Genomic DNA, 21613 nt, shown 5'->3' with positions numbered 1-21613 from the left:
TGAGCGGGGACACATTTTGGGAAGAGAGGTGAAAAGCAGGCATTAAAAAACCCGCAAACTCAGAGAGAATGCGGGCTCTTAAGGGGTACTGTACGTTTAAAAACGTATCAGAAAATCTTTTTGGTCGGCACGAGAGGATTTGAACCTCCGACCCCCGACACCCCATGACGGTGCGCTACCAGGCTGCGCTACGTGCCGACACGTGGATGCAATAGTACCCTTTTCGTTGCTGATTGCAAGCCAGCGATCGCGCGATTGATGCATAAGTAATCAATCAGTTAGCGATGAATCGTTTTTCCTCAGTCAGCACCTGCAGCAGCAGGCTCAACTGCGGTTTTTGCTCGCGCTCTTTCTCGCCGTCGCTGTTCCATGTCTGGTAGTGACCATTATGGTCGAGCACCACGGTAAAGCCCGGGGTCGTAATCGCCAGCGTGTTGTTATCTGCAGCAGTTACCCAAACGTGGCGACGCGTGGCGCTGAAGAGATCCTGCCCTTGCGAATACTCATTTGCTGGCGTGCTGACGTGCAACAAACGTTGCATCAGGGTGGTCATCACGTCTTTATGCTCGGTCAGGGCGTCGATACGCTGCGCCGGGGTGCCTGGCCAGTGAACGACCAGCGGTACCTGGAGGCGCGCGCGTGACCAGTCGAACTGCTCACGTTCATCGCCCAACGGCACGCCGTGACCTGCGGTAATAATCACCACGGTGCTATCCAGCTTGCCGGAATCACGCAGCGCGCTCAGCACGCGGTTTATTTGTGTATCGACATCGGCGGCGGCGGCAGCATAGCGGCGGGTGAAGCCTTGCTGCTGACTGTCGTCGAGGTTGGTGCCGTTAAAGGATACCCACGAGAACCAACGGTTTTCTTCCTGAGCGTAGCGGCCCAGCCAGTTAATCCACTGGTTTGCTGTCTGCGCGTCGTTTTGCGATTTACTTGGCGGCAGCGAGAAGTCCGACAGCAGCGCCTGACGGTAAACCGGGCTGTTGAAGCCATCGGATGAGAACAGGCCTAACTGATAACCCTGTTGGTTCAGCGCGGTGATCAGCGCTGCCGGAATACGCGCCGAGAGCACGCCATCCATATAGGCGGGTGAAATGCCATAGAACAGACCGAAGGTGCCGTTGTCTGCGCTATTGCCCGAGCTCATATGCTGGGTAAAGTTGACGTTTTCACTGGCGAACTGGGCCAGAGAAGGCATCTGTTTTTCGTAACGTGAATAGTTCAGACCATCGACGGTGATCAGCAGGACGTTTTGCCCCGCGCCCATATCACGGTAGTGCAGTTCACTCAGCGGATATTGCACCGATACCGCTTCCGGATCGCCTTGCTCAACCAGACGACGCTGGTAATCCTGCGCATCCAGCAAGCCGTGTTTCTCCAGGAAGCGGCGCGCGGTCATCGGATAAGAGAGCGGCAGATTCGCTTTCTGCATGGTAATCGGGCGATAAAAGTTGGCATCCGCCCAGATATACATCACATGCGAGCTGATAAACGCCACAAAAAAGAGCCAGGCGACGGGGCGGAAGTAGCGGCGTCGGCGCATCAGGCTGCGCAGCTTTTGCCAGCTCCAGGTAGCGAACAGCATTTCGATAAGCAATATCACCGGCACGCTGATAAACATCAGCTGCCAGTCGCGGGCCATTTCGTTTTGGTCCGGGTTGATAACCAGCTCCCACACCACCGGGTTAAGGTGCAGGTGGAAGCGGGTGAAAACTTCGGTATCGATAAGCAGCAGCGTCATTCCGGCGGTCGCCAGAATCGCGGACAGGAACCGCATTAAGCGCTGCGAGCCGACGATAAACGTCAGCGGAAAAAGAATCAGCAGATAGGCGGCGAACACCAGAAAGCTGAAATGCCCGACAAGGCTCAGGTACGAGTAGACGCGACCGGTAAGCGTTGTCGGCCAGTCGGCAACAAAAAGATAGCGGCTGCCGAGCACCATGGCCAACAACATGTTGAACATAGCAAACCAGTGCCCCCAGCTAACCATCTGGGAGACTTTTTCTCGGTAGGGCTGACGATGAGTCACCATAAACTGTTGTGTGTATCCCTTAGTGCGCCGGGTCGTCGTTAATAGAAGACTGTAACGCCTGAGCAAACGAGCGGGCGATAGCCTGGCGCTGAGCCGGGGCGACGCTGCTGTTAATCAGGTTCGTCACCATGTTCCCCAGAACCATCAAAGAGAGGTCTGTTGGAGTCTTGTGTTGTTCCAGTACGTTGACCAGTTCACTGAGCAGTCGTTCAACGTGTTCATCACTGTAGCGGGAATGTTGTGGCATAAATCAAATCTGTCTATATATGGAAGGGCAATATATTACCGTAGCACCAGCATTTTTTCCGCATTTTTTCGCCTTAAACGTCATCCTTTCCTCATGGGCGAAAGGATCAGGCGTTGGAAGAAAGAGCAAGTTGCACAGCAGCCTAAGGGGTGGTTGAATACACCCTTCCTAAAAGGAGAGTTTAACATGAGTCTGGATATCGACCAGATTGCGTTGCACCAGCTTATCAAACGCGATGAGCAGACGCTTGAACTGGTACTGCGTGATTCGCTGCTGGAGCCCACTGCGCCCGTCGAAGAGATGATGGCGGAACTGCACCGGGTCTACAGCGCTAAAAATAAGGCCTACGGGCTGTTTAACGAAGAAAGCGAGCTGGCGCAGGCGTTGCGCCTTCAGCGTCAGGGCGAAGAAGATTTTCTGGCATTCAGCCGGGCGGCGACCGGTCGTTTGCGCGATGAGCTGGCAAAATATCCGTTTGCGGACGGCGGCATTGTGCTGTTTTGTCATTATCGCTATCTGGCGGTGGAATACCTGCTGGTGGCGGTGCTGAATAATCTCAGCAGCATGCGCGTCAACGAACAGCTGGATATCAGCTCCACGCATTATCTCGATATCAATCATGCGGATATTGTGGCCCGTATCGATTTAACCGAGTGGGAAACTAACCCGGAATCGACCCGTTACCTGACGTTCCTGAAAGGGCGAGTTGGGCGTAAAGTCGCGGATTTCTTTATGGATTTCCTCGGCGCCAGCGAAGGGTTGAATGCCAAAGTGCAAAACCGTGGTCTGTTGCAGGCGCTGGATGATTTCTCGGCCGAAGCACAGCTCGATAAAAACGAGCGTCAGACCGTGCGCAAGCAGGTTTACGACTACTGCAATGAGCAGTTGCAGGCGGGCGAAGAGATTGAACTGGAATCACTTTCCAAAGAGATTTCCGGCGTTAGCGAAGTGAGCTTTAGCGAGTTTACGGCTGAAAAAGGCTATGAACTGGAAGAGAGCTTCCCGGCGGACCGCAGTACTTTGCGTCAGTTGACGAAGTTTGCCGGTAGCGGTGGCGGCTTGACGATTAACTTTGACTCTCTGCTGCTGGGCGAGCGTATTTTCTGGGACCCGGCTACCGACACGCTGACCATTAAAGGCACGCCGCCGAACCTGCGCGATCAGCTTCAGCGTCGCGTGGGCGGCAAATAAGCACCGCCCACAAAAAAGCCCCGCAATGCGGGGCTTCTTCACAACTTGTCAGCGATTACGCGCGAACGAAGTCGATGTGAGTCAGTTTCGGTTTGTAAGCGTGACGCTGTACAGCCTGAACTTTCACTTTTTCTTCTTTGCCATCGATTACGATGGTAACAACTTCTGCGTAAAACTCAGCTTTGTCCTGCATGTTCCACAGTTTGTCGTGATCCAGTTCGATTGCAACCGGAGCAGCTTCGCCACCATAGATGATAGCCGGGAACTTGTTAGCTGCGCGCAGGCGGCGGCTCGCACCCTTACCCTGCTCTTTACGTGCTTCTGCATTGATAGTAAACATTTAAATCTCTCTTAATTGTTCCTGCTACAGGCGACCCAGCAGCAGGCAAATGATCTGCTTCACGGATGTGAAAGCGGGCGGCATTTTATACTTAAATGCGCGCCACATCAATCAAAAGCGCGCTTATCCGCGTAATTCATTGGCGCGACGGAAGCGGCCTTCGTAGTCGAAAACCTTTTCGCGCACCTGCCAGAACTGTCCCTTTTGACGGGCGACGACAAAATCGGGGTGACGTAATAACGCCTGTTGGGCAATGATGTCGGAAGGAGTTATCCAGCTTAGCGGCACGCCCGGTATGCGGGTATGCGGGCGCATAAACAATTGCTCAAAGGCGGTACGTTGCGCCGGTGTGTGCAGACGGAAGCGCTCACTTACATCGGCACCGTCTTCATCGTAGTAGGTGATTTTTAGCCACGCGCCTTTGTCATCCGCGCCGTCCTGAAGCACCATGCCGCTACAGCGCAGCACCAGCGCATCTTTCAGCTTTAACGCCGCTTTCAACATATCGTCCGGGTCGACCAGTATGGTGTCACACTCCCGACAGCGGCGGGCGGCGATATCATTTTCCGCATTACACTGCGGGCAATTTTTGAAGCGGAAGCGGTAGTCGCACTGCTCCCGGTGCCCTTCGTCATCTTCCAGCCAACCCTGACAGCGGCGGCCAAAGTGTTCAATCAACGTGCCGTCAGCGGTGGTTTTGCCCCAGAAGGTATTGGCAAAGCCGCAGCCGGGGCAGAAAACCTGGACTGGCACGTTGTCACTTTTGCCTTTTGGCGCGCCAACTTCCGGGGCGTAAAGGTCATGAGGATTTCCGGCGTAGTCCAGAATGAGGCAGTCCGTTTTTCCCGGCGACAGGCGCAGGCCGCGACCGACAATTTGTTGGTAAAGACTCACTGATTCGGTTGGCCGCAGGATAGCGATGAGATCAACATGCGGGGCGTCAAAGCCGGTGGTTAATACCGACACGTTCACCAGATAACGAAACGTCTGCGCTTTGAAGGCTTCAATCAGTTCATCACGCATCGGGCCGGGCGTTTCACCGGTAATCAGCGCCGCATCGTTCGCGGGCAGCAGCCCGGTGATTTCGCGCGCGTGTTCAACGGTGGCGGCGAAAATCATCACCCCTTTGCGGTCCTGGGCAAACTCTTCAATCTGGCTGATAATGTGCGGCGTAATGCGTTTTTGCTGCTTCAGCTCGCGATTGAGATCCGTTTCGCTGAACAGGCCGTTGCTGTTCGCCTGCAGGCGGCTGAAATCGTATTGTACCACCGGCATATCAAGCTGCTCGGGCGGCGTCAGATAGCCGTGTTTAATCATATAGCGCAGCGGTAGCTCATAGATGCAATCACGGAAAAGGGCTTTTTCGTCGCCGCGTACCATACCGTGATAGTGGAACTGATAAATCCAGCCTTTTCCCAGGCGGAAGGGCGTGGCGGTCAGCCCTAGCAGGCGTACCGTTGGGTTTACGCTCTTCAGGTGGGCAAGGATTTGTTGATACTGGCTGTCGTCGTCATCGCTGATACGGTGGCACTCGTCGACGATCAACAGCGAAAATTCACTCCTGAAATGGTCGAGATTGCGCGCGACGGACTGTACGCTACCAAACACCACTTTGCCGTGGCTCTCTTTCTTCTTCAGGCCCGCCGCGTAGATATCGGCGTCAAGGCCCAGCGCGCAATATTTGGCGTGGTTCTGCGCGACCAACTCCTTAACATGTGCAAGTACTAACACACGTCCACGCGCCAGTCTGGCCAGTTCGGCAATCACCAGGCTTTTGCCCGCACCGGTAGGCAGCACAATCACGGCAGGGTGCTGATGGTGGCGAAAGTGGTTAAGAGTGGCGTCGACGGCTTCCTGTTGATAGGGGCGAAGTGTAAAAGTCATGGGGCTCGTTTATTGGTTTTGCTCGCGATTAGTATGCCACGAATCTTTTCGCTTGAGTGGTATAACAACCCCGTTATACTTGATTGTTGTTAAAACTCCATTTTTCGGGCGCGTCGCCCGACACCCGGCATCATACAGGCTAAAAATTTTCATGCGACTTGATAAGTTTATCGCTCAGCAACTCGGCGTCAGCCGTGCTATTGCCGGGCGTCAAATCCGCGGCAACCACATTACCGTGGATGGCGAAATTGTGCGAGATACGGCGTTTAAACTGCTTCCTGAACATGAGGTGGCTTACGAGGGGAACCCTCTGGCCCAGCAGCACGGCCCGCGCTACTTTATGCTCAACAAACCGGAAGGGTATGTCTGCTCAACCGACGATCCGGATCATCCTACTGTGCTCTATTTCCTTGATGAACCCGTGGCGCACAAACTGCATGCTGCCGGGCGCCTGGATATCGACACCACCGGCCTGGTACTGATGACCGATGACGGCCAGTGGTCGCACCGTATCACTTCACCGCGCCACCATTGTGAAAAAACCTATCTCGTGACCCTGGAAAACCCGGTCAGCGACGATACCGCAGCGCAGTTCGCCAAAGGCGTTCAACTGCACAACGAGAAAGATCTCACCAAACCGGCGGTGCTGGAAGTGATTACCCCGACGCAGGTGCGACTGACCATCAGCGAAGGCCGCTATCACCAGGTGAAACGTATGTTCGCCGCCGTGGGCAACCATGTGGTGGGTCTGCATCGTGAACGTATCGGTGAGATTGCACTCGACGACGACCTTGAGCCGGGCGAATACCGTCCGTTAACTGAAGAAGAAATCGCAAGCGTCGGCCTACCGCCACGCTAACATTGAGGTAACTTGTGACATCCAGGCAGCCTTCATCATTCAATATCGTGTTTATCCTTGGCCTGTTGGCCATGCTGATGCCGCTTTCTATTGATATGTATCTCCCGGCGCTGCCGGTTATTTCACAACAGTTTGGCGTACCGGCCGGAAGCGCACAAATGACCCTCAGCACCTATATTCTGGGGTTTGCTGTCGGACAACTGCTGTACGGCCCGATGGCCGATAGCCTTGGGCGTAAGCCGGTTATCCTTGGCGGGACGCTGATTTTTGCGGTTGCCGCCATGGCCTGCGCGCTGTCAAAAAGCATCGATCAGCTCATTGTGATGCGCTTCTTCCACGGCCTGGCGGCAGCGGCGGCAAGCGTAGTGATTAACGCCCTGATGCGCGATATCTACCCGAAAGAAGAGTTCTCAAGGATGATGTCGTTTGTCATGCTGGTCACGACGATTGCGCCGCTGTTGGCACCAATGGTCGGTGGGGCAGTGCTGGTTTGGTTTAGCTGGCGGGCGATCTTCTGGATACTGGCGGCGGCTGCACTGTTGGCGTCGCTGGCTATCTGGTTCTTTATCGCGGAAACGCTGCCCGTTGAGAAGCGGCAGAAGTTTCATTTGCGCACGGTGCTGGGCAACTTCGCCTCACTGTTCCGTCACAAACGCGTACTCTCGTATATGCTGGCGAGCGGTTTTAGCTTTGCCGCGATGTTCTCGTTTCTGAGTGCCGGGCCGTTTGTTTATATTGAGCTTAACCATGTTTCGCCTCAGCATTTTGGCTACTACTTCGCGCTGAATATCGTCTTCCTGTTCATCATGACCACCATCAACAGCCGTATTGTGCGCCGGGTCGGGGCATTAAATATGTTTCGCGCCGGGTTGTTTGTACAGTTTGCCATGGCGGTGTGGATGGTGGCGTGCGCATTGCTGGACGTCGGATTCTGGTCGCTGGTGTTAGGGATTGCGGTATTTGTCGGTTGCGTATCGATGGTCTCCTCAAATGCGATGGCCGTTATTCTCGACGAGTTCCCGCATATGGCAGGCACGGCGTCGTCGCTTGCCGGAACCTTCCGCTTCGGTATTGGCGCTATCATTGGCGCGCTGCTGTCGCTGGCAACCTTCAACTCCGCCTGGCCGATGATTCTCTCCATTGGGCTGTGTGCAAGCTGTTCGCTCTTTTTCCTGCTTTACGCCAGCCGTCGGCGAAAATGTGCGTAGTACAAACATTTTGATAAAGGGGCGATTTTTCGCCCCTTTTTTTTGATGCATATCAACCGAAGTACTATTCATGGTACTTATGTATGTTTCTTTTATGTAAAATCTAATAATGTAAAAAGTCACATTGTTGTAGATAAAAAGGTTGTGTTGGATCACAGAAACGGGTACATATAGCGCCGAAAAGCATGACCCAATTCGCTTGTCGCGACAAAAATAATCACTCAGTCAATGAATAAGCCGTAGTTACAGGCGTTTTTTTCTGGATGCAGGACGATTTGTCAACAATGTGTTAATATGGATGTAAAATAATTGTGAAGTAAATTGCTTCCGGGGAAAAAAACGTGACCACATTACAGCTTTCAATAGTACATCGACTGCCTCAGGATTATCGCTGGGCAGCGGGTTTCGCAGGTTCAAGAGTTGAACCGATTCCGCAAAGTGGCGATAGCAACGAAAATGCCCTAGTGGCCCTTAAGCTGCTGAGCCCGGATGGTGATAATGCCTGGCCGGTGATGCATACCTTAAGCCAGGCGCTGTCGGATATCTCGCTGGAAAGCTCCGTTCTGGAGTGTGAAGGGGAGCCATGCCTGTTTGTTAAACGTCAGGACGAATGTGCCGCAACTTGTCGGTTGAAAAATTTTGGCGTGGCGATTGCCGAAACGTTCTCTGGCAATAATCCATTTTAATCGTCAGCTCAGCGTAATGAGCTGGCGGGTGTAATCCTGCTCTGGTGCAGCGAAAACGCGCTGGCACTCACCCTGTTCGACCACTTTTCCCTGTCGCAGCACAATCACCTGATGGCACAGCGACCGTACCACGTGCAGGTCGTGGCTGATAAAGATATACGCCAGCCGGTACTTCTTCTGCAATTCCTTCAATAATGCCAGTATCTGCGCCTGAACGGTGCGATCGAGCGATGACGTGGGTTCATCGAGGATGATCAATTCCGGTTTCAGGATCAGCGCCCGCGCGATGGCGATACGCTGACGTTGACCGCCGGAAAATTCCGCCGGATAGCGTTGACGCGTGTCGGGATCTAACCCCACTTCCTGCATGGCCTGAATCACGCGCTGCTCGCGATCCGCTGCCGACAATGCCGGGTGGTGTACCCGTAAACCTTCTTCAATGATTTGCAGTGCGTTCAAACGCGGGTTAAGCGACGAGTTCGGGTCCTGAAAGACCACCTGAATGCGATGGCGCAGCGGCAGGAGCTGCTTACGGCTGCGGCCCTGCAACATTTCCCCGGCAAACTGGATTTCGCCTTTTGAGGCAATAAGCCGCAGCAGCGCCAGCCCCGTGGTACTTTTACCGGAACCCGATTCTCCAACCAGCCCCAGCGTTTCGCCCGTGCGCAGGGTAAAGCTTACGTTGTTCACCACGCGATTGTTATCGACAATGCGGCGCAGGACGCCTTTACGAATCGGAAATTCGACGCTGAGATCGTTCACCGTCAGCAACGTGGCGGCATCCGCCGGTAAAGGAACCGGAGAGCCTGACGGCTCGCTGTCGAGCAGCTTGCGGGTGTATGGATGAACGGGCGCGGCAAACAGCGCCTGAGCGCCATTCTGCTCAGCGCAGCGGCCCTGCTGCATGACCGCCACCCGGTCAGCCAGTTGGCGAACAATACTCAGGTTATGGGTGATAAACAGCAGCCCCATATTTAACTCATGCTTTAGCTCGCGCAGCAGGGCGAGAATTTGTGCCTGTACCGACACATCCAGCGCGGTGGTGGGTTCATCAGCAATCAACAGGTCAGGGCGCGTCAGCAATGCCATCGCAATCATCACGCGTTGACGTTCGCCGCCGGAAAGCTGATGCGGATAATCCGCCAGTCGTTTAGCGGCATGACGGATGCCAACCCTGTCCAGACAATCTAACATTTCCGCCCGCGCGGGCTCTTTGCGCATACCCCGGTGCAGGGAGAGCACTTCGTAGAGCTGTTTTTCCAGCGTATGTAGCGGGTTCAGTGAAACCATCGGCTCCTGAAAAATCATCGCAATGCGGTTGCCGCGCACACCACGCAGCGTCTGTTCGCTGGCATGAAGAAGAGATTGCCCCTGAAAACGGATATCGCCGCCAGGGTAGCTCACCGGCGGCTGCGGCAGCAGGCGCAAAACGGAGAGCGCGCTGACGCTTTTTCCAGAGCCCGATTCCCCAACCAGCGCCAGCGTTTCGCCCGCGTCTATCTGTAAAGAGAGATCGCTGACCACCGTGCGCGTGACGCCCTGATTGCGAAAGGCGATGGAAAGATTGTCTATTTCAAGGAGGGGATGACTCATCTTAAACCGCCTTATTCGGATCGAAAGCATCGCGCACCGCTTCGCCGATAAAAATCAGCAGCGACAACAGCACAGCAACGGAAAGAAACGCCGTGATGCCGAGCCACGGGGCCTGAAGGTTATTCTTGCCCTGCAACAGCAATTCACCCAATGACGGCGACCCCAGCGGCAGGCCGAAGCCAAGAAAATCCAGCGAAGTTAGCGTGGTAATCGAGCTGCATAAAATAAACGGCAGGAAGGTGAGGGTGGCGACCATCGCATTGGGCAGCATATGGCGGGTAATAATGCTGCGATCGCTCACACCCAGCGCCTGTGCCGCGCGAATATAGTCATAGTTTCGCGTGCGTAAAAATTCCGCGCGTACTACGCCGACCAGCGCCATCCAGCCAAACAGGACGGTGATTGCCAGCAGCCACCAGAAACCCGGTTGCACGACGCTCGAGAGCAAAATTATCAAGAACAGCGTCGGCATGCCGGACCATACCTCAATAAAGCGTTGCCCCCACAGGTCAATCTTACCACCGTAATAGCCCTGAATCGCGCCGGCCGCGACGCCCATTACGCTTGAACAAATCGTTAGCATCAGGCCAAACAGAATTGAGATGCGTGTGCCGTAGAGAATACGCGCCAGCACATCGCCGCCGTTGGCGTCGGTGCCCAGCCAGTTTTGCGAAGAAGGTGGCGAAGGGAAGGGGAGATCCGTATTAAAGTCGATGGTAGTTGCACCGTAGCGAACGGGCGCCCACAGCACCCAGCCATTTTCGCTCAACTGCTTACGCAGCCACGGGTCCTGGTAATCGGCGGCGGTGGCGAACTGGCCGCCGAAGGTTTGCTCGCTATAATCCTTAAACAGCGGAACATAGAGGCTGCCCTTATACTGCACCAGTAGCGGACGATCGTTGGCGATGAGTTCGGAACACATGCTGCATACGAAGACGATCAAAAAGATCCATAACGACCAGTAGCCACGACGGTTATGGCGAAAGCGCGCCCAGCGGGCCTGATTAATTGGGTTTAACGGCATCATCCCCGGCCCTCAAAATCGATGCGCGGATCGACCAGCGTATAAGTGATATCACTGACAATATTCAGCAACAGGCCGATTAGCGTGAAAATATAGAGCGTGCCGAACATCACCGGGTAGTCGCGCGAGACGGTCGCCTCATAGCCCAGAAGCCCCAGCCCGTTCAGAGAAAACATCACTTCAATCAACAGCGAACCGGTAAAGAACATGCTGATAAAGGTGGCTGGAAAACCGGCAATGACCAGCAGCATGGCGTTACGAAAAATATGCTTCCACAGGATATTGTGCTCGCTGACGCCTTTGGCGCGGGCGGTGACCACGTATTGTTTGCGAATTTCGTCAAGAAACGAGTTTTTGGTCAGCATGGTGAGCGCCGCAAAGCCGCCAATTACCGTCGCCAGCACCGGCAGCGTGATGTGCCAGAGGTAGTCGGTGATTTTCTGATACCAGGGAAGCGTATCGAAATTAGCCGATACCAGCCCGCGTAGCGGGAACAGGTCGTAATAACTACCGCCAGCGAAGAACACAATCAACAAGATAGCGAACAGAAACGCCGGAATGGCATAGCCGATAATAATCAGTGCGCTGCTCCAGGTGTCGAAACGGCTGCCGTTTTGCACCGCTTTGCGAATACCCAGCGGTATCGACACCAGGTAAATAATCAGCGTGCTCCACAGGCCGAGCGTGATTGATACGGGCAGGCTGTCCTTCATCAACTGTAAAACGGAGGCGTTACGAAACAGGCTGTTGCCGAAGTCAAAGCGGATGTAATCCCACAGCATTTTAAAGTAGCGTTCGTGCAGCGGTTTATCAAAGCCGTAGCGCTGGGTGATTTCGGCGATCACTTCCGGGTCAAGGCCACGCCCGCCGCGATACTGGCTGTCGGCGATATTACCCACGCCCGCGCGTGCATGACCGCCGCCGGAGCCGCCTCCGCTCGTACCGGGCAAGCCACCCGGGTTACCGAATTCTACGGCTGCAATGGCCTGATCGACCGGGCCGCCGGGAGCAATCTGGACAATAAAAAAGTTAAGCGTGATGATTGCCCACAGCGTCGGGATAATCAGCAATAAGCGGCGGAGCAAATAGGCGCTCATCTCTTCTCCTTAGCGCCGGGCTTCCGGCAGTTTTGCCGCTTTATTGACATCATACCACCAGTTATCAAAGCCGCTGGCATAGAGGGGGCGAACCGGTGGATGCGAGAATTTATCCCAGTATGCGACGTGATCTTCCGCCATATACCACATTGGCAGCATGTAGAAGTTCCAGGTTAAGACGCGATCCAGCGCGCGACCCAGCGGCAGCAATTTTTTCTCGTCACCTTTCGCCTGGATTATCTGATTGATCAACGCATCAACGACCGGGCTGGCAACGCCGGGCGCGTTGTAGGTTGAGTTGATGTACTCGGAAGACCAGGAGATTTGCAGGTCGGAGCTGGGCCACGGCGTGGCGCGCCACAGGCTTGGCATCATGTCGTAATCGCGTTTACGTAAGCGGCTGAGTAGCTGAGAGTTATCCACCTGGCGAATAGACATATCGACGCCGAGGCGCTTCAGATTGCGCTGGAACGGCAGTACCCACTGATTATTACCGCCAGAGGCGACCAGCAGTTCGAAGTGCAGCGGCTGACCGGTCTTTTCATTTACGCGCTGTTGGTCTTTCAGCACCCAACCCGCGTGGGTGAGCAGATCGCCCGCTTTGAGCAGGTTTTGGCGGTTTGCCCCATCACCGTTTGAGACTGGCGGCTGATATATGGTGGTGAAGACTTCAGCTGGAAGGTCCTTTTTCATCGGCGCCAGTAGCGTGAGTTCCTCGGCGTTCGGATAGTGGCGTGCCGCGTACTCTGTATTCTGAAAATAGCTGGCAGGGCGACTGTAGACGTTATAAAAAAGCGCTTTGTTCATCCATTCAAAATCAAAGGCCATGCTGATGGCTTGGCGTACCAGGCGATCGGCAAAGACGGGGCGCTGGATATTGAACGCCAGCCAGCGCGTGTCCTGGGCGGCCTCATTTTTTTGCGCTTCTTTAACGATATAACCGCTGGCGAAATTCTTGCCGATGTAGCGCGTGGCCCAGTTTTTGGCGCTGCTTTCATTACGCATATCGAACGCGCCCGCCTTAAATGCTTCGAAGGCGACGTTGTCATCAAGGTAATAGTCGTAGCGCAACGTATCGAAATTCCAGCGGCCACGGTTGACGGGGAGATTCGCGCCCCAGTAATTTTTCTCTCGCGAATAGACAATATATTGCCCTAATCGCCAGTCGATAATGCGATAGGGACCGCTGGCGAGCGGTGGGGTAGAGAGTGGATCGCTAAGCTTGTGGTCGCGCCAGAATTTCTCTGGCATTACCGGCAGAGAGAAGAGACTTAACATATCCTCTTTACCCGGCTTGCCCAGTTCGAAACGTACCGTGAGCGGCGCAATAGCTTTGACCGTCGTACCTTTGTAGACCAAACGGAATTGCGGCACCCCTTCGGTCATAAACTTGTGAAAGGTGAACTCGACATCGCGGGCGGTAATGGGCGAGCCATCATGAAAGCGGGCCTGCGGGTTCATGCTGACTTCCACCCATGAGTAATCGTCTGCATAGCGGGCGCTTTCGGCAATCAGTGGGTAGTAGCTGCCCGGTTCATCGTCGGAGGTGGTGAAGAGGGCATCGTAGAGCGATTCCGTACGCACCCCAGGATTGCCGCGTAGTGCATAACGGTTAAAGTTATCGAAGGTACCAATGGATGAGAGCGTGATCGTGCCGCCTTTTGGGGCTGCCGGGTTAACGTAATCGAAGTGACTAAAGTTAATGGCATACTTCGGTTCGCCGATTACAGCAAACGCGTAACTCTCTTTAATCGTCTGTGCGCCGAGGGAAAAACTGCTCAGCGCCAACAGCACGAGACACATGCGCACAAATATCACCGGGCTACCTTCCCTTTATGATCCGTTCCTGATGTCCTTGAATCATAATTGACCCTTAGCGGCTTGTGAAATATTTCGCAGGCTCATTATGTGCTTCAACAAGCTGAGTGAGCGTGAGCGGGCGGCTTATCCAGTAGCCCTGCAGGAAATCCACGCCGTGGTTGCGCAGCCAGTTTGCCTGTTCCTGCGTCTCTACGCCTTCTGCGACGGTCACCAGATTCAACCGATGCGTGAGCGTCAACACCGTATCCAGTACCGGCGAGGTGACCGTTTCGGTGCCAATGGCGTTGACAAATCCGCGGTCAATTTTCAGATAATCCAGCGTAAAGCGCTCAAGATAAATCAGCGCGCTATGGCCGGTGCCGAAATCATCAATAGCAATCTCAATGCCTTCGCTATGCAGCCATTCAAACAGTTTTACAGCCTGCTTCTCGTTGAGCATGTCGCGTTCGGTGAGTTCCAGCACCACCTGGAAATAGTTTTCAGGCAGGCTGGCAAGCAGATGACGAATATCCTGCCTGAAGCTCTCTGCGTGCAGATGGTTTGGTGAGATGTTTATCCCAAGCTTTGCACCTGGCGGCAGAACTTTTTGCAGGGCAGGCGCATCTTTGGCGATCAATTCAAAAAGATGGCGGGTGAGAGGCACTATCAGGTTTTGCCCCTCAGCGAAGCTGATGAAGGCATCCGGCGGAATGTTGCCTGCAACCGGATGCGTCCAGCGCATCAGCACCTCTACGCCGCCAATATGCAAATCGCTGGCATGCACCACCGGCTGGTAGACCACATGAAACTGGTTTCGGGTGATAGCCGTGAGAATTTCACGGCCAGGCCGCATTCTTATGGTCATGATATAAGCGCACAGAATGCCTGTCAGCAGGCCGCACATTGCGCCAAGCAGCAGAGAATAGAGAAGGTTGTCCGTGGCGATTTCGTTGCCATACAGGTAAATCTCCAGCGGAACGCCGTTGATTTTGGCCTGACGAATGGGCGTTTTTTCAATGCTGGTCAGCGCCATGGGCTGGTGGCTAAAGGTTGAGATCGCCGTATTGCCATTAATCACCAGCGCGACGCCACTGTATTGGCTCTGCTTCGACGAATTCAGTATCCATGGCATCAGATTGGCATTGATAGACGTAAATACGCCCCGGTCAGCCAACAGTGGGCTTCGGTCCCACAAAATAAACGCAGGGCGATGGGGCATCATGGGCGTGCCGGGTAAAATGGCCATCGCCTGGTTTTGTGAAAGGTCGAGAGAGGGAACGAGATCTTTAATCGCGATATCCAGCGGACCCGTGGCCGATGAACAAAACGCATGGCCATCTTTCACCAGCAGAAAGGCGCGAATATTAAGGCTAAAAGCGGCGCGCGAGGTGAGTTCAGAAGAGACATTCTCACACGAACTCATGGTCAAGGGTTGCAGGGTATCGATAGTACTGAGGACTTCGCCAAAGTAGCTATTGAGGTAGGTCTTCAGCTCGGTGATGGTGTTGTCAAACTGCTCAGTACGTTGGTGGTAAGAGACAAGAAACTGGGTACCGCCTGCCAACAGGGCAAAAAAGACGCCAACCATCAGGCTGGTGATGGCGATTCTGCGGCTTAACAGCGTTTTACGGCTTAGCATAAAGGTTGCGTGTCTCGATTAATTAAATAGGCTTCGCCAAATCATTAGAAAAAAAAAGCACTGCCAGAGCAGTGCTTTCTTATGCTTGCGGTCAATCAAGGGATACTGACAGCAAGTGATATTAAGAGCGGCTTAAAACTCGGCGCGCTTCATTATAGCGCTTCTTCCAGTATGGCTCATTCATGCTGGAGATCGTTACACCGCTGCTGGTAGACGCGTGAACGAACTGATTGTTGCCGATGTAGATGCCGACATGGCGACCGGTGGACCCTGCACGGAACAGGACTAAATCGCCGGTGCGAAGCTGGCTACGAGAAACGGATTTACCGGTTTCCTGCTGTTCCCACGTTGAACGCGGCAGCTCTAAACCAAATTGTTCGCGGAAGGTGCGCTGTACAAAGCTGGAGCAATCAACGCCGCGTTTGGTGTCACCGCCTAAACGATAACGAACGCCTTTCCAGCCTGCGTATTGATCCATCAAACGTGATTTCACGTCGAGGTTGCGGACCATTGATTCAAATTCATCCTGAGAGGCTTGCAGTGACGAGGCATCGTTGGTGCCCACAGCATGCGTCTCAGAATGCATATTCCTGGCGGTGTCTTTTGTTGTGCTACAGGCAGAAAGCAGAACCGCAACTGCTACTGCTGGAATCGCTCGCAAGATATATCTCAAGATTGGTTGAGATTTGACCATTTTATGTGTTTTCCCTTGAAGTCCTTAACGACAATGTCGTTATAAAAAATGCCAAACGCGTCTGAGACTAAATACACGCTAACAATGAGACAATTCTTTAAAGTCAGATCTGTGGACTAGCGCACAAAATTATTCACTATGAAAATAATTGCTCATTATTGGCAAACGCGATTGAGATTACCCGATTGACAAGGGCATTGCGAGTGGTTTTACAGGATTTCTTATAAGAAATTGTGATACAGAAAGTTAAAATTTGTGAATGCGTAAAATAGTGTCAATTTAGTCCGAAAAATAGGCAACTCACTCATTCATAAGGCGAATATTTGTGAGGCGAAATGTCATTCAGAATGATTCATCGGCAGAAATAAATCAGGGATCTAAAACGATCCCTGATGACAATTTTATAACGTCCGTTATTTATTTTCGGAACGCGCCATATTGAAACGCGGAAGATAGCGCTCAAACAGCGATATTGCTTTGTCACTGAGCGGCGTCATCAATACCCACGGAATGCCAATCAACACCGCAGTCAGAGAACCGACGGCAATATCGGTAAACCAGTGTGCGCCAATCATTACGCGCGGGAAGGCGAAAATCACGAAAATAGTCAGCGCAATAGCGAACGCTTTTTTGCCGAAATAACGCCACATAAATGTTGAAAAAATGAGCAGCATCATGCCATGGTCGCCCGGGAAACTATCCCGCGAGGCATCCTTGGTTGAAATGTGCAAATAATCGCTCACCCGATGCGTATCCGGGAAAAATAGCGTGGGGCTGGCGCGCTTAACCGGCATCAAATTCTGCGCCAGCTGGTTAATAATCACCGCGGTAAGCAGCATGACCAGACCAATGATAATAATCCGGCGACGGCCAGCGGCATCCTCTTTCAGCCAGAAGCTAAGCATCAGGCAGCCCATCGCCAGCAGCGAGCAGCCATCGAAGGCGCGATTGTTGGTAATCGCGAGAAACCACTGATAAGCCCGGCTCTCATCAAGACCGTGATTAAAGAAGTGGAAAATCGCGGAATCAACATTAAACCAGACGCCATGGTTGGGCGGCAGGAACCAGCATAAAAAGAGCGCTATGCCCGCAGCGTTCAGCAGCAGGATTAACGGATATCGCGTTTTCATTTTTTATCACCTTAATTCAACAACGACCGCAACCTTAGCCCTTTCACGCTAAACGGAGCTTCAACAGAGTCGTTTGCAGCGCATTCCAGTCGGCGTCCGCATCATTAATCAGTTCGATGCGGCTGTCCGGCGGCGCGACGCTCTGCGTTTCGATGTGCAGATCTGCGCCCTGGCGGTTGATTCGCACCAGCCCCTCAGGAATACGCATGACCGCTTTGACGCGTTGCACGGGAGCCAGGCGCGCCCATTCGAGAATGCCTACCGTGTCGAATAGGGTGTCGGCGTCAAAAATCCAGCCGCAGGATTGATAGCCCTGACCGCTGTTCAGGCTGCGACGCCAGCGTTGATGTTCCGGCAGACTGAGCGCTGCAAGCCCTTTTTTCTCCGGGTGCGCGTGTGAGTGCGCGTCGCTGGTGGGAAGTTCCGTGAGGTTGCTGCGCGGCTGGTCGAGCAGGGCAATATCAATATTACCCTGTGTGGCTTTCACACGCTGGCGCGCGCCACCGTACTGTAGCCACCAGCTTTCCATCGCCCGCTCGCTTTCCTCTGTCGCGCGATCGCCTTTATTGGCAATGATAATATCGGCGGCGGCGAGCTGGTCTCGGAAGTTCTCGTTCAGCACCACTTTTTCATCCAGCAACTGACGCGGGTCAAGCACACAAAGCGTCGCCCGTAGGTCAATCCATGGCTCATAGACGGCGGCGGTGAGAATATCGAGGATCTGTTTGGGGTGACCCAGCCCGGTGGGCTCAATGAGCAGGCGGTCAGGCTTTCCCTGACGTAGCAGCGTATTCAGGCCCACCTGCATCGGCAAACCATTCACACAACACATGCAACCGCCGGGGATCTCTTTGAGCAGCGCACCGCTATCAGCCATCAGTGCGCCATCAATGCCCACTTCACCGAACTCATTTACCAGCACCGCCCACTTCTCATCGGCGGGCTTATTGGCCAGCAGATGAAGGATGGAGGTGGTTTTGCCACTACCGAGAAAGCCGGTTATCAGGTTGGTCTTTGTCACGAAAACTCCAGAATCAAAATCTGCAACGTTGCTACGGGTTGCGTTAATCCTGGCGAAAAGGCGATGAAAAGAGAAGTGATTCGCGAAGAGAAATGATTTCTCTTCGCATAAAAGCAGAAATTGTTAACTATTCAGGGTGGTGATGAGCGCCTGACGCGCACCGGTTTGCACCAGGTGCTGCCATGCCTGCTGGACGTTTTCGACAAATGTCGCGTTGCCCGGCAGGTCAGTGCCAAAGATTTCACTGAGCGTGAGCAGAGCGACAACGCGCTCTTCATCACGACTGTTGGTAACGATCCGGGCGATTTTCTCCGATAACGGGTCGCGAATATCAATTTTTTCACCTGCATCATCAATGCCGCTGACGTAGCGCATCCAGCCCGCGACGCCTAATGCCAGCAGCGGCCACGCGGTGCCCTGCGCCAGATGTACGCGAATGCCATCCAGCAGGCGTTGTGGCAGCTTCTGGCTACCGTCCATCGCGATTTGCCAGGTGCGATGCTTCAGTGCGGGATTGCTAAATCGGGTCATCAGGCTGTCGGCATAAGCGCCTAAGTCCACATCGGTTATCTTCAGCGTGGGGGCTTGCTCCGTCATCATTAAACGATGCGCCGCGAGGCGGAAATCGGCGTCCTGCATGCAGTCGCTGATATGCTGATAGCCCGCCAGATACCCCAGATACGCCAGGAACGAGTGGCTGCCGTTGAGCATGCGCAGCTTCATCTCTTCCCATGGCAATACATCATCGACCAGTTGCGCTCCGGCGATTTCCCACGCCGGGCGGCCCGCCACAAAGTTATCTTCAATAACCCACTGAATAAATGGCTCGCAGCTTATCGCACAGGGATCGTTCACGCCGCCCAGCTCATCGGTGATTTCCGCAAGCGACGCATCGGTGGCCGCCGGAACGATGCGATCAACCATGGTGCCGGGGAAGGTGACATGCGTAGCTATCCACGCTGCCAATGCCGGATCGCGCTGTTGTGCCATGCCCAGTACGGCGTTTTTCACCACGTGACCGTTGTCCGGAATATTGTCGCAGGAGAGCACCGTAAAAGCGGAAAGCCCGCGTTCGCGGCGGCGATGCAGGGCTTCGACCAGAATGCCCGGCGCAGAGTGCGGCTCCTGCGGATGGACGAGATCGTGTGCGATGCGGGGCTGATTCACATCCAGTTGCCCGGTCGCGGGATCTATGCAGTAGCCTTTTTCTGTGATCGTCAGCGAAACAATCGCCACCTGCGGCTCGCAGAATTTCTCAATAATCGCCGCCAGCGAATCCAGTTTGGCGTTCAGACATTCATTCACTGCGCCAATCACAATCGGTTGATTACCGTCACCGCTTTTTTCCAGCACCGTGAACAGATGATCCTGCGCGCGAAGCTGGCTCATTAACTGGTCGCCGCTAAACAGGCTGATCTCGCAGATCCCCCAATCGCCGCCTTCGGCATTAAGCACCCGGTCAGTCAGCAGCGCCTGATGCGCGCGATGGAAGGCTCCAAAACCAAAATGCACGATCCGCGAGCGCAAAGCTTTTCTATCATAATGAGGCAGTTGCACATTCTCAGGGAGCGTACTGTTGGCGATTGTTTTCATTGTTTACACGTCCGATTAACCAGAAATTAACAATGCCAGTGTAAAGTTGTATGACAGCAAATTAAACTGGTGTGCCGAATTTATCCGGGGAATGTGAGCCAGATCAATCATTGCGGGGGAGATATTTGACCAGTACGAATAAACATGTATGGTAGTCGTCATTAACGAACATTTTATTGGTATAACAAGTTGAGAGGTTGAGGCGATGGAACAAACATGGCGTTGGTATGGCCCAAATGATCCGGTTTCCCTTGATGATGTGCGTCAGGCTGGCGCAACGGGTGTTGTGACGGCGCTGCACCACATCCCGAATGGTTTGGTTTGGCCGGTCGAAGAAATTCAAAAACGTCAGGCGATGCTGGCGGAAAAAGGGCTCACCTGGTCTGTTGTTGAAAGTATTCCGGTTCACGAAGATATCAAAACACAATCCGGCGAATACAAAACCTGGATTGCTAATTACCAGCAGAGTATTCGCAACCTGGCGACCTGCGGCATTGATACCGTGTGCTACAACTTTATGCCGATCCTTGACTGGACGCGTACGGACCTTGAATACACGCTGGAAGATGGTTCCAAAGCGCTGCGTTTCGATCAAATCGCGTTTGCTGCTTTTGAACTGCACATTCTGAAGCGTGAAGGCGCGCAAGCCGATTACACTGCCGAAGAACAGCAGCAGGCGAAAGCCTATTTTGACGCGATGACCGACGCGGACATTGAAAAACTGACCCGCAACATCATTGCTGGCCTACCGGGTGCGGAAGAGGGATATACCCTTGATCAGTTCCGTGCGCGTCTGGCTGAGTACGATCACATCAGCAAAGATCAGCTACGTGAAAACATGGCTGTCTTCCTGCGTGCGATTGTGCCGGTTGCGGAAGAAGTCGGCGTGCGCCTTGCGGTTCACCCGGACGATCCGCCGCGTCCGATCCTTGGCCTGCCGCGTATCGTTTCGACCATCGAAGATATGCAGTGGCTGAAAGAGACCGTCGACAGTATCAATAACGGTTTCACCATGTGTACCGGTTCTTATGGCGTGCGCGCCGATAACGACCTGGTGAAAATGATTGAAACCTTTGGCGATCGTATTCACTTCACCCACCTGCGCTCTACCTGCCGTGAAGACAACCCGAAAACCTTCCATGAAGCAGCGCATTTGCAGGGCGATGTGAACATGGTTGCGGTGGTTGATGCGATTCTGACTGAAGAGCAGCGTCGTAAGAAAGCTGGCGATCTGCGCCCGATTCCGATGCGTCCGGACCACGGTCATCAGATGCTTGACGATCTGAAAAAGAAAACCAACCCAGGTTATTCCGCAATTGGTCGCCTGAAAGGGCTGGCGGAAGTGCGCGGCGTTGAGATGGCGCTGAAAGCGACTAAATTCCGCGATCTACTGTAATCCGGTTTCAGAATATGAAAAGCCAGCTCATATTGAGCTGGCTTTTTTACGTTAATGCGGGTGCCTGCATAATTGCCGGGGGCGCTGCGCTTGCCCGGCCTACAAGTGAAAACAACTTGATAAATTGCACCGACGTTGTAGGCCTGATAAGCGAAGCGCATCAGGCATTTTCGCCG

Annotated in this window: 18 protein-coding genes and 1 tRNA gene; 5 read left to right on the top strand and 14 right to left on the bottom strand. The window is 53.8% G+C overall.

Annotation, left to right across the window (positions count from 1 at the left end):
- Positions 1–121: 121 nt before the first annotated feature.
- The 3 genes from NMC31_RS19210 to NMC31_RS19200 all read right to left on the bottom strand — a co-directional run bounded on the left by NMC31_RS19210 (position 122) and on the right by NMC31_RS19200 (position 2282).
- A tRNA-Pro gene (locus NMC31_RS19210) sits at positions 122–198 on the bottom strand.
- Between the two features lie 76 nt (positions 199–274).
- On the bottom strand, positions 275–2035 hold the full coding sequence (gene yejM, locus NMC31_RS19205) for an LPS biosynthesis-modulating metalloenzyme YejM (protein WP_253898871.1): 1761 nt from the start codon (positions 2033–2035) through the stop codon (positions 275–277).
- Positions 2036–2054: 19 nt separating this feature from the next.
- Positions 2055–2282, bottom strand: coding sequence for a YejL family protein (locus NMC31_RS19200; protein WP_015963703.1), 228 nt, complete (start codon positions 2280–2282; stop codon positions 2055–2057).
- A 186-nt stretch (positions 2283–2468) separates the two neighbouring features.
- On the opposite strand from NMC31_RS19200, the gene yejK reads away from it, so the two are divergent.
- A complete protein-coding gene (gene yejK, locus NMC31_RS19195; RefSeq protein ID WP_015963704.1) occupies positions 2469–3473 on the top strand; it encodes a nucleoid-associated protein YejK in 1005 nt (334 codons plus the stop codon).
- Between the two features lie 55 nt (positions 3474–3528).
- On the opposite strand, the gene rplY is transcribed toward yejK, so the two are convergent.
- Positions 3529–3813, bottom strand: coding sequence for a 50S ribosomal protein L25 (gene rplY / locus NMC31_RS19190; RefSeq protein WP_149462055.1), 285 nt, complete (start codon positions 3811–3813; stop codon positions 3529–3531).
- A gap of 123 nt (positions 3814–3936) precedes the next feature.
- Entirely contained in the window at positions 3937–5697 is a 1761-nt protein-coding gene (gene radD, locus NMC31_RS19185; RefSeq protein ID WP_253898870.1) for a DNA repair helicase RadD, read from the bottom strand.
- 151 nt (positions 5698–5848) lie between these two features.
- On the opposite strand from radD, the gene rsuA reads away from it, so the two are divergent.
- From rsuA to NMC31_RS19170, 3 genes are all read left to right on the top strand, one after another.
- Positions 5849–6556 (top strand): 16S rRNA pseudouridine(516) synthase RsuA, encoded by a 708-nt coding sequence (rsuA, locus tag NMC31_RS19180; RefSeq protein ID WP_108473635.1) that lies wholly within the window; start codon positions 5849–5851, stop codon positions 6554–6556.
- A 14-nt stretch (positions 6557–6570) separates the two neighbouring features.
- Positions 6571–7764, top strand: coding sequence for a Bcr/CflA family multidrug efflux MFS transporter (locus NMC31_RS19175; protein WP_149462057.1), 1194 nt, complete (start codon positions 6571–6573; stop codon positions 7762–7764).
- Between the two features lie 341 nt (positions 7765–8105).
- Positions 8106–8450 (top strand): YejG family protein, encoded by a 345-nt coding sequence (locus NMC31_RS19170; RefSeq protein ID WP_015963709.1) that lies wholly within the window; start codon positions 8106–8108, stop codon positions 8448–8450.
- A gap of 3 nt (positions 8451–8453) precedes the next feature.
- On the opposite strand, the gene yejF is transcribed toward NMC31_RS19170, so the two are convergent.
- The 9 genes from yejF to NMC31_RS19125 form a co-directional block, all read right to left on the bottom strand.
- Positions 8454–10043, bottom strand: a complete 1590-nt coding sequence (gene yejF / locus NMC31_RS19165; RefSeq protein ID WP_253898869.1) for a microcin C ABC transporter ATP-binding protein YejF — start codon at positions 10041–10043, stop codon at positions 8454–8456.
- 1 nt (position 10044) lies between these two features.
- Complete coding sequence (locus NMC31_RS19160) at positions 10045–11070, bottom strand: microcin C ABC transporter permease (protein WP_253898868.1); 1026 nt, start codon at positions 11068–11070, stop codon at positions 10045–10047.
- On the bottom strand, positions 11067–12164 hold the full coding sequence (locus NMC31_RS19155; RefSeq protein WP_149462060.1) for a microcin C ABC transporter permease YejB: 1098 nt from the start codon (positions 12162–12164) through the stop codon (positions 11067–11069). Before NMC31_RS19155 ends, NMC31_RS19160 begins: the two co-directional genes overlap by 4 nt.
- Before the next feature lie 9 nt (positions 12165–12173).
- A complete protein-coding gene (locus tag NMC31_RS19150; protein WP_436650766.1) occupies positions 12174–13967 on the bottom strand; it encodes an extracellular solute-binding protein in 1794 nt (597 codons plus the stop codon).
- A gap of 70 nt (positions 13968–14037) precedes the next feature.
- Positions 14038–15603 (bottom strand): cyclic di-GMP phosphodiesterase, encoded by a 1566-nt coding sequence (locus NMC31_RS19145; RefSeq protein ID WP_253898867.1) that lies wholly within the window; start codon positions 15601–15603, stop codon positions 14038–14040.
- Between the two features lie 121 nt (positions 15604–15724).
- On the bottom strand, positions 15725–16297 hold the full coding sequence (gene mepS / locus NMC31_RS19140) for a bifunctional murein DD-endopeptidase/murein LD-carboxypeptidase (RefSeq protein ID WP_108473642.1): 573 nt from the start codon (positions 16295–16297) through the stop codon (positions 15725–15727).
- A gap of 413 nt (positions 16298–16710) precedes the next feature.
- Positions 16711–17427 (bottom strand): phosphatase PAP2 family protein, encoded by a 717-nt coding sequence (locus NMC31_RS19135; RefSeq protein ID WP_253898866.1) that lies wholly within the window; start codon positions 17425–17427, stop codon positions 16711–16713.
- A 43-nt stretch (positions 17428–17470) separates the two neighbouring features.
- Positions 17471–18448, bottom strand: coding sequence for a CobW family GTP-binding protein (locus NMC31_RS19130; RefSeq protein ID WP_253898865.1), 978 nt, complete (start codon positions 18446–18448; stop codon positions 17471–17473).
- 123 nt (positions 18449–18571) lie between these two features.
- Complete coding sequence (locus NMC31_RS19125; protein ID WP_253898864.1) at positions 18572–20041, bottom strand: mannitol dehydrogenase family protein; 1470 nt, start codon at positions 20039–20041, stop codon at positions 18572–18574.
- 205 nt (positions 20042–20246) lie between these two features.
- On the opposite strand from NMC31_RS19125, the gene uxuA reads away from it, so the two are divergent.
- Complete coding sequence (uxuA, locus tag NMC31_RS19120; RefSeq protein WP_149462065.1) at positions 20247–21437, top strand: mannonate dehydratase; 1191 nt, start codon at positions 20247–20249, stop codon at positions 21435–21437.
- Positions 21438–21613: the final 176 nt, after the last annotated feature.

Source organism: Pseudocitrobacter vendiensis, from assembly GCF_943590815.1.
GTDB classification, from domain to species: Bacteria; Pseudomonadota; Gammaproteobacteria; order Enterobacterales; family Enterobacteriaceae; genus Pseudocitrobacter; species Pseudocitrobacter vendiensis.
Note: the sequence above shows the minus strand (reverse complement) of the source record. Positions and strands in the feature narration are given on the sequence as shown.

Excerpts from the sequence above, each read along its gene's own strand:
- radD (WP_253898870.1), bottom strand. The coding sequence starts at position 5,697 with ATGACTTTTACACTTCGCCCCTATCAACAGGAAGCCGTCGACGCCACT.
- NMC31_RS19200 (WP_015963703.1), bottom strand. The coding sequence starts at position 2,282 with ATGCCACAACATTCCCGCTACAGTGATGAACACGTTGAACGACTGCTC.
- yejF (WP_253898869.1), bottom strand. The coding sequence starts at position 10,043 with ATGAGTCATCCCCTCCTTGAAATAGACAATCTTTCCATCGCCTTTCGC.
- NMC31_RS19150 (WP_436650766.1), bottom strand. The coding sequence starts at position 13,967 with ATGTGTCTCGTGCTGTTGGCGCTGAGCAGTTTTTCCCTCGGCGCACAG.
- NMC31_RS19125 (WP_253898864.1), bottom strand. The coding sequence starts at position 20,041 with ATGAAAACAATCGCCAACAGTACGCTCCCTGAGAATGTGCAACTGCCT.
- NMC31_RS19155 (WP_149462060.1), bottom strand. The coding sequence starts at position 12,164 with ATGAGCGCCTATTTGCTCCGCCGCTTATTGCTGATTATCCCGACGCTG.
- mepS (WP_108473642.1), bottom strand. The coding sequence starts at position 16,297 with ATGGTCAAATCTCAACCAATCTTGAGATATATCTTGCGAGCGATTCCA.
- NMC31_RS19160 (WP_253898868.1), bottom strand. The coding sequence starts at position 11,070 with ATGATGCCGTTAAACCCAATTAATCAGGCCCGCTGGGCGCGCTTTCGC.
- uxuA (WP_149462065.1), top strand. The coding sequence starts at position 20,247 with ATGGAACAAACATGGCGTTGGTATGGCCCAAATGATCCGGTTTCCCTT.
- rsuA (WP_108473635.1), top strand. The coding sequence starts at position 5,849 with ATGCGACTTGATAAGTTTATCGCTCAGCAACTCGGCGTCAGCCGTGCT.
- NMC31_RS19135 (WP_253898866.1), bottom strand. The coding sequence starts at position 17,427 with ATGAAAACGCGATATCCGTTAATCCTGCTGCTGAACGCTGCGGGCATA.
- yejK (WP_015963704.1), top strand. The coding sequence starts at position 2,469 with ATGAGTCTGGATATCGACCAGATTGCGTTGCACCAGCTTATCAAACGC.
- rplY (WP_149462055.1), bottom strand. The coding sequence starts at position 3,813 with ATGTTTACTATCAATGCAGAAGCACGTAAAGAGCAGGGTAAGGGTGCG.
- yejM (WP_253898871.1), bottom strand. The coding sequence starts at position 2,035 with ATGGTGACTCATCGTCAGCCCTACCGAGAAAAAGTCTCCCAGATGGTT.
- NMC31_RS19145 (WP_253898867.1), bottom strand. The coding sequence starts at position 15,603 with ATGCTAAGCCGTAAAACGCTGTTAAGCCGCAGAATCGCCATCACCAGC.